The sequence below is a fragment of the Clostridium sp. CAG:43 genome, from assembly GCF_000434655.1.
Taxonomy (GTDB): domain Bacteria; phylum Bacillota; class Clostridia; order Lachnospirales; family Lachnospiraceae; genus Otoolea; species Otoolea fessa.
Genome location: NZ_FR895017.1, coordinates 1 through 17,040, shown reverse-complemented (window position 1 = coordinate 17,040; position 17,040 = coordinate 1). Strand labels below are relative to the sequence as shown.

The following is a 17,040-nucleotide window of genomic DNA, read 5'->3' as shown; positions in this document are numbered from 1 at the left end:
TCACGACAATCAATCAATCTATCTATTACTGCATCTCATCCTCAATCATCCGATATCCAATCCCAATCTCTGTAAACACATACTGCGGTTCTGCTGGATTCTGCTCCAGTTTCCTTCGAATATGCGCCATATTCACGCGCAGAATACTGTTATCATCGTCCGCATACGGCCCCCAGATATTCGAAATAATCGTATCATACGTCATGACCCTGCCGGAATTCTGTGCCAGCAGGGAGATAATCTTAAACTCGATCTGCGTCAGATGGACATCCTTTCCATCAACCGATACCAGATGTTTTTCAAAATCGATCGTCAGTCCCCTTGCATGGAATGGGCGCTTATAAAGCGGAGAATCCGTGTTTAGGCGGTTGCTGTGGCGCAGGGCAGTCCGGATGCGCGCGAGAAGCTCGGAGGTGCCGATCGGCTTGGTCAGGTAATCATCCGCGCCGAGGTCGAGCGCACGTACCTTTTCCTGTTCCTGCGTGCGGGCGGAGAGGACGATGATCGGGACGCTGGACCAGGTGCGGACCTGGCGGATGATCTCCATGCCGTCCATGTCTGGAAGCCCCAGGTCGAGGAGAATCAGATCCGGGCACTGGGACGTGATGATCGGAAGTGCTTCTTTTCCCGTGTGTGCGGTGGAAATGCGGTAATCCTGTGCGGACAGGGAGGTGGAGATGAAGTCGCAGATGTTTTTTTCATCTTCTACTAATAAAATAGAAAGTTTGTGTGTCATGTTATTTGTCCTCCTTTGGAAGGGTAAAGTAAAATTCGGCACCGCGCGTGTGGTTGATTGCCTTGATTTCGCCGCCGTGGGCGAGAATGATCGTTTTACAGATGGAAAGCCCGATTCCCATGCCCTTTCGTCCATCCGGCGAAGTGCTGGTCGTCGAAGAAGAGCCGTCAAAGATGGTTGCCAGCTTCTCCGGCGGGATGCCGACGCCGTAATCGCGCACGTGGAAAACCGCATAGTCGGAAAGTGATTCCACATAGCACTCGATCGGCTCGGTGCTTTCAGCATGGACAACGGCATTTTCCAGCAGGTTGATGAGAACCTGTTCGATGAGGACGGCGTCCATCGGGACCATCAGGAATTCCTCCGGCACGCGCACATGGATATTGGCATCTGGAAGTCTCTTTTTTAAGCGGATCATCGCCTCGGAGAGAACTTCCTCGACCGGTTCCGAGGTCTTAGTTACCTTTGCCGTCTCATTGTTGATACGCGTGACGGAGAGCAGGTTTTCGACCATGTTTAAGAGCCAGTTAGAGTCCTCAAGAATATGGCGCACCAGTGCATTTTTCTCAACCTCCGGGAGGCTGCTGCCATTTTCCAGATATACGGTACTGGAACCGATGATGCTGGTAAGCGGGGTGCGGAGGTCGTGGGAGATTGCCCGCAGCAGGTTCGCCCGCATCTTTTCTTTTTCTGCTTCCATCAGCATCTTTTCACGTTCCGCCAGCACGCGTGCCTGCGTTTTCATGTTGCTTGTGATGGCGCTTGTAATGCTGGAAATTGAAAACATTGCCACGAAGGTAATCGGATAGCCGGCCATCGTGAAATCCAGCGCGAAATACGGATACGTGAACAGAAAATTGACGCAGACGACGCCGACAAAGGAGGAGAACAGGCCGAAGCTGTATCCGTCCGTAAAACGCGCTACCAAAAAGACCGCCAGAATGTAGGTCAGCGCGATGTTGGCAGTCGGATTTTTGAGCACATAAAAAAAGCAGAATGCGATGATCGTGGCGGTACCCATGAAAAACAAGGTAAGTCCCCAGCTTTGTATGTATGTCGGAAGCGCACAGAATTTTTCGACGATTGGGCGGGTCCGGAACCAATTTTTTAAGGCGTCAATTTTGGATGGATGTGTTTCGCCGCCATTGGAAATGCTGGTATCCGGAGAGCTGGGTTCGGCTGAGCCTTGAAGGCTGCTGGTTGATTCTGTTTTCGGGAAGGTTTCATTGGAAGTTCCAGGAACAGAAGGTTTGCTTGAATGTTTCATTAAATAAAGAAAGTCTCCTTTCAAAAAATTCATATGGATGCTTCTATTATACAATGTTTCTTCTGAAAAATAGAGAGGAAGACTGTTAAAAAGTTGAAAAAATCGTGAAAATTTGGGATAAAAACAGAAAGACGGTGGACGGAGGAGAAAAATCGCGTTACTGGGCACACATGTGTGTGAACAGGAACATGATTATTGAGAATCTAGCTGGATAAGGGCGATTTCATTGCATTTTCAGCGTCAGTGTGTTAAACTCCAAACAGTCTCCCGATTGAGGGAAGCAGGCTGACCCGCCTGTTAGAGAGTGACAAACGGGCTGCCGGAGTGCAGGGCGAAAGGAATGAAAATAAGATGAAAAAATTAGGAAGAAATGATCTGTGCTGGTGTGGAAGTGGAAAGAAGTACAAACATTGCCATGAGGCATTTGATGAGAAGCTGATGGAGGCGGCGGATGCCGGACACCAGATTCCGGATCACGACATGATCAAGACCCCGGAGCAGATCGAGGGGATCCGCGAGAGCTGCAAGATCAATGTGGCAGTTCTGGATTATGTGGCTGAGCATATCAAGGCTGGCGTCACAACCGAGGAGATCGATCAGTGGGTATATAATGAGACGACCCGCATGGGCGGAATCCCGGCGCCGCTTGGCTATGAAGGATTCCCGAAGAGCGTGTGCACATCCATCAATGATCAGGTCTGCCACGGCATTCCGTCAGCGGATGTCGTATTAAAGGATGGCGATATCATCAACGTGGATGTTTCGACCATTTATCACGGCTATTATGCGGATTCTTCCCGTATGTTCTGCATCGGAAATGTCAGCCCGGAACATAAAAAACTGGTGGACGTTGTCAAAGAGTGCGTGGAATTAGGTCTGGAGCAGGTAAAACCGTGGGGCTTCATGGGTGATATGGCGGAAGCGGTCCAGAAGCATGCGGAAGAAAATGGTTATTCTGTGGTTCGAGAGATCGGCGGTCACGGCGTTGGTATCGAGTTTCATGAGGATCCGTGGGTTGGCTATATTGGTCAGAGAGGCACCGGTATGATGTTTGCACCGGGCATGATGTTCACGATCGAGCCGATGATCAACGAGGGAACCGAGGAGGTATTCGTGGATGGCGACGACGACTGGAGTGTATACACGAAGGATGGAAAAGCATCCGCCCAGTGGGAGATCCAGGTGCTGGTAACTGAGGATGGTCATGAGGTGCTTTCCTGGTAGCTTGCAGAGTACATAAAAAGAGACGGCGTCAAACCGTCTCTTTTTTGTACCCAAGGTGGGCGTTCTTCACAGCCGAAGGGGGATAAAAAACTGTGAAGAAATATCTATATAAAGGAAATTGTTGTTAGTCGAGCCAGATAACAATTGCGCGCATTTCTTAGTGCCATCTGCCTCATTGATGTTATGCCATTATAATACTGGATAATTGTGTCCATATTTTGACCAATATCTAAAATAAATCTAAACGAGTATTACATAATTCGAAACTTTTTCGGAACTGTTTATGAGGCTGGCGCGCTTGAAATTTTCTTGTCGATTTCTTGGATGGGGTATATAATAAATCTGGTGATTAAAGGGGTGCGGCCTGACTGGATAGAAACCGCGTCCAGAACAAAGCAATTAAGAAGAAAGTGGCAGGAATTATATGGAAAATTTTTTATTTGCACTTAATACAGTCCTTCCGTTTCTGCTCTATATCGCATTTGGATATGGAGTCAGGATGTCGGGGCTGGCGGATGAGGATTTTATGAAGCGCCTGAATAAAGTGATCTTTCAGGCATTCTTTCCGATTCTGATGTTTAACAACCTGTATTCCATTCCGGAGGGAATGACATTAAATCTGCGTCTGGTGGCAGTCGCCATTATCAGCGTGCTGCTTTTGCAGGCGGTTCTGCTTGCTGTGGTTCCGCGTCTGGTAAAGGAAAATGAGCGGCGCGGCGTTATCATCCAGGCGATTTACCGCAGCAATTTCGTCCTGTTCGGCATTCCGCTGGCAACCAGCGTGTTCGGTGAGGAGGGAACACTGCTGGCGACGATGATGGTGGCGATCGTGATCCCGGTCTACAACATAACGGCGGTCGTGATTCTGGAATTGTTCCGGGGCGGCAAGGTCCCGGTTTTCGTTTTGATTAAGAATATCCTGAAAAATCCGATGATCCGCGGCGCGCTCATGGGCTTTATTTTCCATATGTTAGGGATTAAACTTCCGGTTTCCGTGGAAGGACCGATCAAGCAGTTTGCCAATCTGACAACGCCGCTGGCACTGTTCGTACTGGGCGGAACGCTGCATTTCAATGCGATCGGCGGCAATCTGAAATATGTGGTTCCGTCGATGACCGTCAAGATGGTGATCCTGCCGGCAGTGATTCTGGCGGTTGCGACGCTGCTCGGCTTTTCCGGTGTGGAACGTTTTGTTTACTTTGAAATGTACGCGACTCCGGTTGCGACGGCGTCCTATGCGATGGCGCAGAACATGGGCGGCGACGGCGAGCTGGCGGGACAGTTTGTCGTGCTGAGCACGGTCGCCTCGGTTGTGACGATCTTTTTGTGGGTCTATTTCCTTAATTCGATCGGATGGCTCGCATAAAAATAAATATATAATAGGGGACTGCCAGACAGTGGTTTGTGGAAGAGCAACAATTGTCTGGCAGCTTTTTTTGTGTAAACAAACACTGTTTTTCACGAGAACCGAAATTTTTTTTCATAAATTAAGGTGTATGTATAATCTTTTCAAAATTAAAACATTTAATAGACAAAACTGAACGAAAAAGTTATAATAGTATACAAATGCGAGAAAACTTATTTATTTTCCATGTGCTTTTGATGCTTCGAATCAGCGAATTGTATGGAATGGGAGGATGTGAAACATAATAAGGATATTGCATTATTGTTGAAAAAAATTAGGGGAAAAGGTGGTGGTTCAATGATCAAGGAGACGATCCAGGCGGTCGAGGACGCAGAGGCGAAGGCATCGGAACTGGTCGCGCAGGCTTCGGAGGATGCACGCCGCGTTAAGGCGGAGGCGGAGGCAGAAGCGGATCGAATGCTCGCAGATGCACAGAAAAGGGGGAAAGAAGCAGCTGCGAAGCAGGAAGAAGAACTGACTCTCAGAGGGGAGGAGTACGTAAAACAGGCACTGGCAGAAGCCGATGCGGAGTGTCAGACGCTCAGAGAGACGGCGGACAGACGGAAACCAGAGGTGGTTGACCGGCTCATAGCGGAACTGGTCTAGTGAATGGAGGGATGTAGATATGGCAGTATTGCAGATGCAAAAGCTATGTATCTGTGCCCTGAAGAAGGACCGTAAGTCCCTGATGGAGTTTCTGCAGGCTGCCGGAGTGCTGGAGCTGACAGCGGAGGCGGAGCCGGACGAGGTATTTAAGCGGACGGATACGCTGGAGGATCGGCAGAAGTTTGAGCGGAATGCGGCGACGGCGGACCGCGCATTGGAAGTGCTTGCCGCGGTGGTTCCGGAGGAAACATCGATGCTTGCTGGGCTTGCCGGAAAGCCGCTTGCAAAGGCAGGCGCGTACCGGGAGACGGAGGCGAACGCAGAGGCGCTTTTAGGTCAGGCGGAACGCATTTTGAACCTGCAAAAGCAGATCACGGAGGAAAAGACTGCGGCGCTTAGACTGCTGGCGGAGGCGGAAAGCCTGAAACCGTGGCAGAAGCTGGAGATTCCACTTGCGTATCAGGAGACGAAACGGTGTGCTATCTTAGTCGGCGCGGTCAGCGGAGGCGCTTATACGCAGGAAGAAATTTACGCTTCGGTGGCAAAACAGGAGCCGCAGCTTGAAAAATGGGAGCTGGAGGTTGTCGGAAGCGACGCCGACCAGACCTGCATTGCGGTAATTTGCCTGAAAGAGGACGAGGAGAAGCTGGAGACAGCACTCCGGTCGATTGGATTTGCCCGTCCGGCGCGTCCGGTGGAGGAAGTTCCGGCAGCTTACGCTAAGAAACTCAAAGCGCAGGCGGCAGAGCATGAGGGACGCGCGGCAGCGACGGAAGAAGAACTGAAACAGTGCGCTTCGGCGCGGGAAGATTTGAAATTGTTATCCGACTATTACCGCCTGAGGGCACAGAAGTATGAGGCGCTCGGCGAGATCTTACAGTCGGAAAAAACGTGTATGATCACGGGATTTATCCCGAAGCGCGATGCGAAAGGACTGGAGGAGAAGCTGAATAGCCGGTTTGAACTTGCAGTGGAAAGTTCGGATGTGCCGGAGGATGAGGAAGCACCGGTGCTTCTCTCCAACGGAACCTTCGCGGCGTCGGCGGAGGGCGTGACCGCGTCCTTTGGTTTACCGGCGAAGGGGGAGATGGACCCGACCGGCATCATGGCAGCGTGCTATGTATTTTTGTTTGGTCTGATGCTTTCAGATGCGGCATACGGATTTATTGTATTTTTGATGTGCTTCCTGGCACTTAAGAAATTCCCAAGGATGGAAGAAAACCTGCGGAAATCACTGCGGCTCTTTATGTACTGCGGACTTTCGACCCTGTTCTGGGGCGTCATGTTTGGCGGTTATTTCGGAGATGCGGTGGACATCGTGAGCCGGACATATTTTGGACATACGGTGACGATACCGGCGCTCTGGTTTGTTCCGCTAAATGACCCGATGAAGCTTTTGGTTTATTCGATGTTATTTGGCGTGATTCACTTATTTCTGGGGCTGGGACTGAAAGGATATATGCTCTTAAAGGATGGCAAGGTTGTGGATTTTATCTGCGATGTGGTACTCTGGTACCTCCTGCTTCTGGGGCTGATCCTGATGCTGCTTCCGACGGAACTGTTTGGTTCCATCGCGCAGATGAATATCGTATTCCCGCCGGTGCTTAATTCGCTGGCAAAGGGAATGGCGATCGCGGGCGCGCTGGGAATTCTGGTGATGTCGGCGCGCGACAAGAAGAATCCGATCCTGCGGCTGGCGCTTGGCGCATATGATTTGTACAATATTACCGGATGGGTGTCGGATGTGCTTTCCTACTCGCGCCTTCTGGCGCTCGGACTGGCAACCGGCGTTATCGCATCGGTTATCAACCAGATGGGAAGTATGGTTGGAAATAATGTATTTGGCGTGATTGTATTTATACTGGTATTCTGCTTTGGACACCTGTTTAACCTGGCGATCAACCTGCTCGGCGCGTATGTGCATACCTGCCGTCTGCAGTACGTCGAGTTTTTCGGAAAATTCTATGAGGGTGGCGGAAAGGCCTTCCGTCCGTTTAAGCAGATAACAAAATACGTGGAAATCAAGGAGGATTAAATATGAGCGGAATTGTATTTGCATTGTTGGGAGTTGCAGTGGCGGTTATTCTTGCAGGTATGGGTTCAGCCTACGGAGTAGGCGTGGCAGGTCAGGCAGCAGCCGGAGTCGTAACCGAGGATCCGGATAAATTCGCGAAGGTGCTTCTGCTCCAGCTGCTTCCGGGTACCCAAGGTATCTACGGTCTGCTGGTTGGTTTCATCGCTCTTTCTAAGATTGGTCTTCTTGGCGGCGGCGCTGACATGAGCATGTCGATCTCCCAGGGACTCTTATATCTGGCAGCATGCCTTCCGATCGGCGTGGTTGGTCTGGTATCGGCGAGACATCAGGGAAGAACGTCGGTTGCTTCCATCGGTATTGTAGCGAAGAAACCGGAACAGTTTGGTAAAGCGATGCTGTTCCCGGCGATGGTTGAGACCTATGCGATTCTGGCACTTCTGGTTTCGATTCTGGCAATCAATGCACTGTAATCTGGCATGGCGGAAAGAATCAAAATCAGTTAAGGAGTGAAGCGTATGAATGGATTAGATAAGATTATTGCTCAGATCCTTGACGATGCAAAGCAGGAATCGCTTGCGATTCAGGAAAAAGCAGCCGGTGAAGCGGAGGCGACCCTTGCGGCAGCCGGTGAAAAGGTAAAAAAGCTGGAGGAAGAGCAGGCGAAATCGGCGGCGCAGCGTGAAAAAAGCTATGAGGAACGACTTCGTTCTTCGGCGGCGCTAAAGAAGCGCCAGGCGATCCTTGCGGCAAAGCAGGCGATCATCGAGGAAATGCTTGCGGCGGCACACAAGGAGCTGCTGGCAAAGCCGGATGAGGCGTATTTTGCATGGATGGAGCAGCTTCTTTCCCGGTTCGTGACGGATCGGGCAGGAGAAATCTATGTTTCAAAACGTGATTTAGAGCGGATGCCGGATGATTTTCCGGCAAAGATAGAGAAGACGGCGCAGGAAAAGGGCGGAAGCCTGGTACTGAAAAAAGAACCGAGGGAGATCGACGGGGGCTTTGTTCTGGTGTATGGCGGTGTCGAGGAAAATTGTTCTGCCGGGGCGTTGTTTGCGTCGCAGCGGGATGAGCTGGCGGACAAGGTACATGCGATGCTGTTTGGATAACGGCGGGAGAAGGTAAGGAGGGCTTATATGTCTGATACAAAATATGCCTACGCGGTCGCCCGGATCCGGGCACTGGAAAATGGGCTTTTTTCCTCCGCACAGATTGAACAGCTGCTGTCCGTAAAAAGCTACGAGGGGGCACTGCGTTTCCTGACCGAACACGGCTGGGGGGATGCAGATACACCGCTCAGCGCGGAGGCGATCCTGACCCGGGAGAAGACGAAAACCTGGGAGACGGTCCGCGACCTTTTGAAGGGCGACGACGCGATCCTGGCAGTGCTTTCCTACGGGGATCTCTACCACAATTTAAAGGCGGCGATCAAGGATGCGGCGGCGCCGGGCAGCCACGGCAATGTCTATTTTGACGACTGCGAGGTGGACGGCGTGCGGATGGCGAAGATCGTGGCGGAGAAGGACTGGCAGGCGCTTCCGGCACATATGCGGGAGGCGGCGAAGGAAGCCAGCGAGACATTTCTGCACACGAGCGACGGGCAGCTCTGCGATATCATCGTTGACCGGGCGGCGCTCGCAGCTATCTATGAGTGCGGAAAGAATGCGTCCGACGCGATCATCCGCGATTATGCCGAGACGACGGTCGCGGTGGCGGATATCAAGATAGCGGTGCGATCCCAGAAGACAGGAAAACATCTGGATTTTATGCGGCGCGCGATGGCACCGTGCGATAGCTTGAATATCGAGCGCCTGTCACAGGCGGCTCTTGGCGGCGCCGGCGCGATCTGCGAGTATCTGGAAGGAACCCGCTATGCGGGCGGCGCGCAGGCATTAAAGGAATCGCCGTCGGCGTTTGAGCGGTGGTGTGACAATCAGTTGATCGAGACGATCAAGCCGCAGAAATACAACCCGTTTACGGCGGGACCGCTGGTTGCCTATGTGCTGGCGAAGGAAAATGAGATTAAAACGGTCCGTATCATCCTGACCGCCCGTCTGAACGGTCTTGAGGAGGAACAGATTCGGGAAAGGATAAGGGAGATGTATGTATAAGGTTGCAGTAGTCGGAGATTACGACAGCATCTACGGATTTGCGGCGCTGGGACTGGAGACATTTCCGGTGTCCGATGTAAAAGAGACGGAGAAAGTATTTCTGGAACTGGCTTCTGGTTCCTACGCGGTGATCTATATCACCGAGGCGGCGGCTGCCGGGATTGAGACAGCTATCGACCGCTACCGGGAACAGCCGCTTCCGTCCGTGATCCTGATTCCGGGGATTTCCGGGAATACGGGAAAAGGCGTGGAGTCGGTCAAGCATTCGGTGGAACAGGCAGTTGGATCGGATATTCTGTTTGGAGATGCATGATAGAAAGGTGGGTGAAACCTTCCAATGAGCAAAGGAACGATAAAGAAGGTAGCAGGACCGCTGGTTATCGCCAGCGGGATGCGGGATGCCAATATGTTTGACGTCGTCCGCGTCAGCGACGAACGTCTGATTGGCGAGATCATAGAGATTCACGGAGATGAAGCGTCGATTCAGGTATATGAGGAGACTTCCGGTTTAGGACCTGGCGAGCCGGTAGAGTCGATGGATGTGCCGCTTTCGGTTGAACTGGGACCGGGACTCCTGACGAGTATCTACGATGGAATCCAGCGGCCGCTGGACGATATCATGAAGGAGACGGGCAGCAACAACTTAAAGCGCGGCGTTGAGGTTCCGTCTTTAAAGCGTGATAAGAAATGGCAGTTTGTGCCGACCGTGAAAGCGGGCGACAGCGTGGAAGCAGGCGACATCATCGGTACCGTGCAGGAGACGCTGATCATTGAGCATAAGATTATGGTGCCGTATGGTGTAAAAGGTACCGTCAAAGAGATCAAGAGCGGTGAATTTACGGTGGAGGAAACTGTAGCGGTCATTGAGACGGAAAACGGCGAAAAAGAGCTTACAATGATGCAGAAATGGCCGGTTCGGCGCGGACGTCCGTACCAGACGAAGCTGCCGCCGGTAAAACCGCTGATTACCGGACAGCGTGTCGTTGACGCATTCTTCCCGATCGCCAAGGGCGGCGTGGCAGCCGTACCGGGACCGTTCGGAAGCGGCAAGACCGTCATCCAGCACCAGCTGGCGAAATGGGCGGAAGCGGACATTGTTGTTTACATCGGCTGCGGTGAGCGCGGCAACGAGATGACGGATGTTTTAAATGAGTTCCCGGAGTTAAAGGATCCAAAGACCGGGCACTCCCTGATGCAGCGGACCGTGCTGATTGCCAATACTTCGGATATGCCGGTAGCAGCCCGCGAGGCATCGATTTACACGGGTATCACGATCGCAGAGTATTTCCGCGACATGGGTTATTCGGTGGCACTGATGGCGGATTCCACCTCCCGATGGGCGGAGGCGCTGCGAGAGATGTCGGGACGTCTGGAAGAGATGCCGGGCGAGGAAGGTTATCCGGCCTACTTAGGAAGCCGTCTGGCACAGTTCTATGAGCGTGCCGGTCATGTCATCTGCCTTGGCAGGGACGGACGCGAGGGCGCGCTGTCCGCAATCGGAGCCGTATCCCCGCCAGGCGGCGATATTTCCGAGCCGGTTTCCCAGGCGACGCTGCGTATCGTCAAGGTATTCTGGGGACTCGATTCAGCGCTGGCATACAAGCGCCATTTCCCGGCGATCAACTGGCTGACCAGCTATTCCCTGTATGTGGACAATCTGGGAAAATGGTTTGATGAGAATGTATCGGATGAGTGGATGAGCTGCCGCCAGGGTCTTATGAGCCTTCTGCAGGAAGAGGCAGAGCTGGAGGAGATCGTAAAGATGGTCGGCATGGATGCACTGTCCCCGATCGACCGCCTGAAAATGGAAGCGGCGCGCTCGATCCGTGAGGATTTCCTGCATCAGAACTCCTTCCATGAGATTGACACGTATACACCACTGCAGAAACAGTTCCGCATGATGAAGCTGGTGCTGGCGTTCTATGAGCAGTCGAAGAAAGCGCTGGAAAGCGGCGCTTCCATCCAGAATCTCATCAAGATGCCGGTGCGCGAGCAGATCGGACGTTTTAAATATACGAAGGCAGAAGACGTGGAGAAAGAGTATCAGGCGGTCCTCGATGAACTTGCGAAAGAGGTTGCCGATGCGGCTGGAAAGGGGGCATTCTAAATGCCGAAAGAATATAGAACCATACAGGAGGTTGCAGGTCCTCTGATGCTGGTGCAGGGCGTGGAAAATGTTACCTATGATGAGTTGGGTGAGATCGAGCTGGCGAGCGGCGAAAAGAGACGCTGCAAGGTGCTGGAGATCGACGGCGGCAATGCGCTGGTACAGCTTTTTGAGAGTTCCACGGGTATCAACCTTTCAAATAGTAAGGTGCGTTTTTTAGGCAGAACGATGGAACTTGGCGTATCGGAGGATATGCTGGGACGCGTCTTTGACGGTCTGGGCAATCCAATCGACGGCGGTCCGGAGATCCTGCCGGAGGAACGCCGCGATATCAATGGTCTGCCGATGAACCCGGCGGCGAGAAGCTATCCGCAGGAGTTTATCCAGACGGGTGTTTCCGCGATCGATGGTCTGAATACACTGGTCCGCGGTCAGAAACTGCCGATTTTCTCGGCGTCCGGTCTGCCGCATGCGAATCTGGCAGCCCAGATTGCGAGACAGGCGAAGGTGCGCGGCACGGACGAACCGTTTGCCGTTGTCTTTGCGGCGATGGGTATCACCTTTGAGGAAGCGCATTTCTTTACCGAGAGCTTTAAGGAGACGGGCGCGATCGACCGTACCGTCCTGTTTATCAACCTGGCAAACGATCCGGCGGTTGAGCGTATCGCGACCCCGCGTATGGCGCTGACGGCTGCCGAGTATCTGGCATTTGAGAAAAATATGCACGTTCTCGTTATCCTGACGGATATCACGAACTACGCGGATGCGCTGCGAGAGATTTCGGCTGCCCGCAAGGAAGTTCCGGGACGCCGTGGTTATCCGGGTTATATGTACACGGATCTTGCATCCCTGTATGAGAGAGCCGGACGCCAGAGAGGCAAGAATGGTTCGATCACGATGATTCCGATCTTAACCATGCCGGAGGATGACAAGACGCACCCGATCCCGGACTTAACCGGATATATTACCGAGGGACAGATTATCTTAAGCCGTGATCTGTACCGCAAGGGCATCACACCGCCGATTGACGTACTTCCGTCGCTGTCCCGTCTGAAAGATAAGGGAATCGGCGAGGGCAAGACGCGTGCCGACCATTCGAACACCTTAAACCAGCTCTTTGCGGCGTATGCGCGCGGCAAGGAAGCGAAGGAACTCATGGTGATCCTGGGCGAGGCGGCATTGTCCGATGTTGACTTAATCTATGCAAAATTTGCGGACGCCTTTGAAAAAGAATATGTTTCCCAGGGCTACAATACGGACCGCGATATCGAGGAGACGCTGCGGATTGGCTGGAAACTGCTTTCCATCCTGCCGAGAAGCGAGCTGAAACGTATCGATGAGAAGTATCTGGATCTGTATTATGGGAAAGAGTAAAAATGCCTGTGCATGGCGGATGCGCTTGAAAACGAAAGTGGCGTGTCATAACGCGGCTGCGGGAGCTGGCGGATCTGTCGTGACAAAGTGATTGCAGGAGAGAGGTGGTACGCATGGCATCGACACAGGTCAACCCGACCCGAATGGAGCTTACGAGGCTGAAAAAGAAGCTGGCGACAGCCACGCGGGGGCATAAACTGCTGAAGGATAAGCGGGATGAGCTGATGCGCCAGTTCCTGGATCTGGTCCGGGAAAATATGGCGCTGCGCCAGAAAGTGGAGGCGGGCATCCGGAGTGCGAATGTGAATTTCGTCATCGCTAAAGCCGGGATGTCCGAGCAGGCGTTAAATACCGCGCTTGCCGCGCCGAAACAGGCGGTTTATCTGGAAGCAGACAAGAAAAACGTAATGAGCGTCGATATTCCGGTGTTCCATTATAAGACCCGGACGGCGGATGAGAACGATATTTACTCGTATGGATTTGCGTTTACTTCGAGCGATCTGGACGGGGCAGTCAAGTCGCTGGCGGACATTCTGCCGGATATGCTGCGGCTGTCCGAGACAGAGAAAGCCTGCCAGCTCATGGCAGCCGAGATCGAGAAAACGCGCCGGAGAGTCAATGCGCTGGAACACGTAATTATTCCGGAGGCGCGCAAAAATATCAAATATATTACGATGAAGCTGGATGAAAATGAGAGAAGCACGCAGATCCGCCTGATGAAGGTGAAGGATATGATGCTGGAGGAGAAGCATCATTATAAGGAGAAGCGGGAGCTTTGTTCGTGATGATGAAAATGCCTCTTCTGGCGGCTTTAGGGCTGTCAGGAGAGGTTTTTTGCACATAGTTGTGAAAATGACGGGACGAGCCCACGAGGTTCGAACCGCCCTTTCGATATACCTTTGTTCGCTTGCTTTCACTACAGATGTTCGCCCATGACGGACTGCGTCCGCCCTGTTCGGACACCTGTGTTCAAGATGCGTACAAAGATATATGAAAGGCGGTTCGGACCTCGCGGGCTCGTCCCTGTGTATTGGAAAAATAAAAGAGACAGAAAAAAGTAAAGTATTTATTGGAAATATTTGGTAGAATAGGAGGAAATGAGGGGAGGAATTTTGCATGGCAAAGCAGGTACAGAGGGCGATTGGCTGGGTGGCAGCATTTCTTTTGGCGGTGGGGATGTTGTTCCTGCCGGTTTCGAAGGCGTATGCGGGTCCGGTATCGGGCGGCAGTCCTGGAAGTGGAGAGATGAGAGGTGTCTGGGTTTCGTATCTGGACTGGAATGGATGGGCGAAGGATGAGGCTGGATATAAGAAAGCGATGGATCAGACACTGGATCTCTGTGTACAGAAGGGGTTGAATGCGGTTTTCCTACAGGTTCGCCCGGATGGAGATGCGATGTATCCGTCACAGTATTTCCCGTGGTCGAAATTTGCCTCTGGAAAACAGGGAAAGAATCCGGGGTATGATCCGCTGGCATATGCGGTGCAGGCGGCGCATCAGCGGGGCCTGCAGCTTCATGCGTGGATCAATCCGTACCGGATCACGGGGTATCTGAACCGTTATTCGGATCTGTGTGCGTCAAATCCGGCGATCGCGTGGGCGAAGGACGGGGACAGTTCGAATGACCGGTGGGTATTGTGCCAGAATGGTGAGTATTATTACAATCCGGCGATTCCGCAGGTGCGCCAGCTGATTATTGACGGTGTGAAAGAGATCGTGACGAATTATGAGGTGGACGGCATCCATTTTGATGATTATTTCTATCCGAATCTCGATGACAGCAAGGCGGAAACATGGTTTGATTATCCGGAGTACCAGGCGGGCGGCACATCGCTGAGTGTGGCGGCGTGGAGACGGAATAATGTCAATGAGCTGGTAAGGGGCGTTTACAGTGTGGTCAAGTCGATCCGTCCGCAGGCATTGTTCGGTATCAGCCCGGAGGGGTATTTACAGAACCTCCGAAAAGATACCCGCCAGTTTACAGATGTGGATGCGTGGATGACCCAGAGCGGCTATGTGGATTACCTGATGCCGCAGATTTACTGGGGATTTGAGGCGAAGCAGAACGGCCAGGCAGCGGGCTATGCGTTTGCAAACTGCCTGAATGAGTGGGTGACGCTGAAAAAGAAGGGCAATGTGAAGCTGTATGTCGGTCTGGCGCTCTATAAGACCGGAACAGATGCAGTGGACGGCAACGAGGTGCCGGAGTGGCAGCGGTATCATGATATCATGAAGCGCGAGGTGCAGACTGGACGGGCAACCGGACAGGTGAGCGGTTACTGCTTCTATGATTTATCGTCCCTGACGCGTGCGGCGGCAGCGGAGGAAGTGGCGAATGTGACGGCGCTGTTCCATTAAGTGCTCCCTGATAGTTACTGTTCACGCATACGTGCCCAGTAACGGAATTTGCCGTGGCTTCGCATTTAATTGTGGAAATGGGAACCTCTGTGGATGATTGCAACCACAGGGGTTCTGTGCTATACTGGACATACGATTGCAGTAAAAATGTTGTTGTTTACATAATGTTCAGATGGCAGAAAATATACGGACGAGGAGAGGGAAGATGAAAAAAACAGCACTTGTCATTATGGCAGCCGGAATCGGAAGCCGTTTTGGCGGAGGGATCAAACAGCTGGAGCCGGTGGGTCCGAATGGGGAGATCATTATGGATTACTCCATCCATGACGCGCTGGAAGCTGGATTTGACCGGATTATCTTTGTGATCCGTCATGATTTGGAGGAGGACTTCAAAGAAGTGATCGGGAACCGGATTGAGAAGATTGCGCCGGTGACATACGCATTCCAGGAGCTTTCGGATGTACCGGAGGGATTCAGTGTCCCGGCAGACCGGAAAAAACCGTGGGGAACTGGACAGGCGATTTTGAGCATCCGCGGACTGGTCGAAGAGCCATTCCTGGTGATCAATGCGGATGATTATTATGGAAAAGAAGTGTTCCGAAAGATTCATACATACATGGTGGAACAGATGGACGTGAACGCACCGGTGTATGATATCTGCATGGGCGGCTTTATTCTGGCAAATACGCTCAGCGAGAACGGCGGCGTGACACGCGGCGTCTGTGAGGTGGGCGAGGGAGAGATTTTAAAACGCGTAACCGAAACCTACAATATCCAGAAGACAGCGGACGGCATGACGGCGACGGACAAAGAGGGGAATCCGGTTTCGGTTCAGGAGAACCAGCATGTATCGATGAATATGTGGGGACTCACACCGGGCTTTGTGGAGGAGCTGGAAAAAGGATTTCCAGAGTTTCTTGCGGGGCTGAAAGAGGGCGACGTGAAGTCGGAGTACCTGCTTCCGACGATCATCGATCAGATGATCCACGACGGGCGCGCAAGGGTGAAACTTCTGGAGACGCACGACTGCTGGTTTGGTGTGACCTACCGTGAGGATAAGGAGAGCGTGACGGAGTCGATCCGGGCGCTGATCCGTGAGGGCGTGTACCCGGAAAAACTGTTTTGATAATTTGAGGAACAGTTTAAAGAAACAGAATTATTTAAAAAGATAAAACATCATGAGAACGATACTGCGAAATGGAACAGCTGATTCGGCTGTGCAGAGGATAACGTGAAAAACGGTACGTGAGAATAACATGATACGCATAAATCCTGCATAGGATACCATGTAAGCCTTGAATTAAGGGGGAATGGCAGTCCGATGCAGGATTTTGCATATTTTAAGAGTCTTTATCCGGCTGCATGTAAGCAGATGCAGCTTTGCGTGGAAGCAGTCTGTGATGAGCTGGAGTATGAGGGGAGTCCCATCTATGATGAATATCCGGATCGGATCTTTCTGGAAAAACTGACAAAACGGGCACTGGAAAAATGGCAGAAAGTTTATCCGGCTGGAACGGAAAGGACGGATACACTGACGACCTATATGAAGGCGGCGGACGTGGGCACCGTATCCACAGAAGAAGGAACGGCGATGGTGGAAAATTCCCTGAAAATAGATTCTCCTGGTGGAGAAAGAGAAGAGAATCTGGCGGGAACCAGCATACAGCCGCATCTTCCTGGAAATGATGTATGGTATGGACCACTTCGGGGCGAACAGAAGGGCGGAAACGCTGGATATATGGTGTGGGAGGCGGATGAGCCGAATCTGACCGCGCAGGAGCGCCGTCCATGGAGTCCGCCGCCGGGACCGCGCCCGG

Annotated in this window: 15 protein-coding genes and 1 pseudogene; 14 read left to right on the top strand and 2 right to left on the bottom strand. The window is 52.3% G+C overall.

Annotation, left to right across the window (positions count from 1 at the left end; translation table 11 throughout):
* Window positions 1-25 precede the first annotated feature (25 nt).
* Window positions 26-736: a response regulator gene (locus QVO97_RS01590; protein WP_022358673.1), complete on the bottom strand. Its 711-nt coding sequence runs from the start codon at window positions 734-736 to the stop codon at window positions 26-28.
* 1 nt (window position 737) lies between these two features.
* Entirely contained in the window at window positions 738-2,003 is a 1,266-nt protein-coding gene (locus tag QVO97_RS01585) for a sensor histidine kinase (protein WP_022358672.1), read from the bottom strand.
* Window positions 2,004-2,354: 351 nt separating this feature from the next.
* On the opposite strand from QVO97_RS01585, the gene QVO97_RS01580 reads away from it, so the two are divergent.
* The 14 genes and pseudogenes from QVO97_RS01580 to QVO97_RS01515 form a co-directional block, all read left to right on the top strand.
* The gene (locus QVO97_RS01580; RefSeq protein WP_022358671.1) at window positions 2,355-3,227 is read left to right on the top strand and encodes a methionyl aminopeptidase; all 873 of its coding nucleotides are present in this window, start codon (window positions 2,355-2,357) and stop codon (window positions 3,225-3,227) included.
* 424 nt (window positions 3,228-3,651) lie between these two features.
* Window positions 3,652-4,593, top strand: a complete 942-nt coding sequence (locus QVO97_RS01575) for an AEC family transporter (protein ID WP_022358670.1) — start codon at window positions 3,652-3,654, stop codon at window positions 4,591-4,593.
* Window positions 4,594-4,896: 303 nt separating this feature from the next.
* Window positions 4,897-5,238 (top strand): hypothetical protein, encoded by a 342-nt coding sequence (locus tag QVO97_RS01570; protein WP_288188606.1) that lies wholly within the window; start codon window positions 4,897-4,899, stop codon window positions 5,236-5,238.
* Window positions 5,239-5,257: 19 nt separating this feature from the next.
* On the top strand, window positions 5,258-7,273 hold the full coding sequence (locus QVO97_RS01565) for a V-type ATP synthase subunit I (protein WP_022358668.1): 2,016 nt from the start codon (window positions 5,258-5,260) through the stop codon (window positions 7,271-7,273).
* A 2-nt stretch (window positions 7,274-7,275) separates the two neighbouring features.
* Window positions 7,276-7,743: a V-type ATP synthase subunit K gene (locus tag QVO97_RS01560; protein WP_022358667.1), complete on the top strand. Its 468-nt coding sequence runs from the start codon at window positions 7,276-7,278 to the stop codon at window positions 7,741-7,743.
* Window positions 7,744-7,788: 45 nt separating this feature from the next.
* Window positions 7,789-8,382: a V-type ATP synthase subunit E gene (locus QVO97_RS01555; protein ID WP_022358666.1), complete on the top strand. Its 594-nt coding sequence runs from the start codon at window positions 7,789-7,791 to the stop codon at window positions 8,380-8,382.
* A 27-nt stretch (window positions 8,383-8,409) separates the two neighbouring features.
* Window positions 8,410-9,384: a V0D/AC39 family V-type ATPase subunit gene (locus QVO97_RS01550; RefSeq protein ID WP_022358665.1), complete on the top strand. Its 975-nt coding sequence runs from the start codon at window positions 8,410-8,412 to the stop codon at window positions 9,382-9,384.
* A complete protein-coding gene (locus QVO97_RS01545) occupies window positions 9,377-9,697 on the top strand; it encodes a V-type ATP synthase subunit F (RefSeq protein ID WP_022358664.1) in 321 nt (106 codons plus the stop codon). The genes QVO97_RS01550 and QVO97_RS01545 overlap by 8 nt, the downstream gene beginning before the upstream one ends.
* A 24-nt stretch (window positions 9,698-9,721) precedes the next feature.
* The gene (locus QVO97_RS01540; protein WP_022358663.1) at window positions 9,722-11,491 is read left to right on the top strand and encodes a V-type ATP synthase subunit A; all 1,770 of its coding nucleotides are present in this window, start codon (window positions 9,722-9,724) and stop codon (window positions 11,489-11,491) included.
* Window positions 11,492-12,865, top strand: coding sequence for a V-type ATP synthase subunit B (locus QVO97_RS01535; RefSeq protein WP_022358662.1), 1,374 nt, complete (start codon window positions 11,492-11,494; stop codon window positions 12,863-12,865).
* 113 nt (window positions 12,866-12,978) lie between these two features.
* Window positions 12,979-13,650 carry a V-type ATP synthase subunit D gene (locus QVO97_RS01530; protein WP_022358661.1) on the top strand — a complete coding sequence of 224 codons (672 nt, stop codon included), beginning with the start codon at window positions 12,979-12,981 and terminating at the stop codon, window positions 13,648-13,650.
* Between the two features lie 331 nt (window positions 13,651-13,981).
* Complete coding sequence (locus QVO97_RS01525; RefSeq protein WP_022358660.1) at window positions 13,982-15,223, top strand: glycoside hydrolase family 10 protein; 1,242 nt, start codon at window positions 13,982-13,984, stop codon at window positions 15,221-15,223.
* A gap of 205 nt (window positions 15,224-15,428) precedes the next feature.
* On the top strand, window positions 15,429-16,349 hold the full coding sequence (locus QVO97_RS01520; protein ID WP_022358659.1) for a nucleotidyltransferase family protein: 921 nt from the start codon (window positions 15,429-15,431) through the stop codon (window positions 16,347-16,349).
* A 195-nt stretch (window positions 16,350-16,544) separates the two neighbouring features.
* Window positions 16,545-17,040 (top strand): annotated as a pseudogene (locus tag QVO97_RS01515) (hypothetical protein); the annotation flags it as partial.

What these genes read in the sequence shown, in the direction of transcription:
- QVO97_RS01550 (WP_022358665.1), top strand. Translation starts at nt 8,410, where the DNA reads ATGTCTGATACAAAATATGCCTACGCGGTCGCCCGGATCCGGGCACTG.
- QVO97_RS01585 (WP_022358672.1), bottom strand. Translation starts at nt 2,003, where the DNA reads ATGAAACATTCAAGCAAACCTTCTGTTCCTGGAACTTCCAATGAAACC.
- QVO97_RS01520 (WP_022358659.1), top strand. Translation starts at nt 15,429, where the DNA reads ATGAAAAAAACAGCACTTGTCATTATGGCAGCCGGAATCGGAAGCCGT.
- QVO97_RS01545 (WP_022358664.1), top strand. Translation starts at nt 9,377, where the DNA reads ATGTATAAGGTTGCAGTAGTCGGAGATTACGACAGCATCTACGGATTT.
- QVO97_RS01555 (WP_022358666.1), top strand. Translation starts at nt 7,789, where the DNA reads ATGAATGGATTAGATAAGATTATTGCTCAGATCCTTGACGATGCAAAG.
- QVO97_RS01560 (WP_022358667.1), top strand. Translation starts at nt 7,276, where the DNA reads ATGAGCGGAATTGTATTTGCATTGTTGGGAGTTGCAGTGGCGGTTATT.
- QVO97_RS01535 (WP_022358662.1), top strand. Translation starts at nt 11,492, where the DNA reads ATGCCGAAAGAATATAGAACCATACAGGAGGTTGCAGGTCCTCTGATG.
- QVO97_RS01530 (WP_022358661.1), top strand. Translation starts at nt 12,979, where the DNA reads ATGGCATCGACACAGGTCAACCCGACCCGAATGGAGCTTACGAGGCTG.
- QVO97_RS01590 (WP_022358673.1), bottom strand. Translation starts at nt 736, where the DNA reads ATGACACACAAACTTTCTATTTTATTAGTAGAAGATGAAAAAAACATC.
- QVO97_RS01580 (WP_022358671.1), top strand. Translation starts at nt 2,355, where the DNA reads ATGAAAAAATTAGGAAGAAATGATCTGTGCTGGTGTGGAAGTGGAAAG.
- QVO97_RS01565 (WP_022358668.1), top strand. Translation starts at nt 5,258, where the DNA reads ATGGCAGTATTGCAGATGCAAAAGCTATGTATCTGTGCCCTGAAGAAG.
- QVO97_RS01540 (WP_022358663.1), top strand. Translation starts at nt 9,722, where the DNA reads ATGAGCAAAGGAACGATAAAGAAGGTAGCAGGACCGCTGGTTATCGCC.
- QVO97_RS01525 (WP_022358660.1), top strand. Translation starts at nt 13,982, where the DNA reads ATGGCAAAGCAGGTACAGAGGGCGATTGGCTGGGTGGCAGCATTTCTT.
- QVO97_RS01575 (WP_022358670.1), top strand. Translation starts at nt 3,652, where the DNA reads ATGGAAAATTTTTTATTTGCACTTAATACAGTCCTTCCGTTTCTGCTC.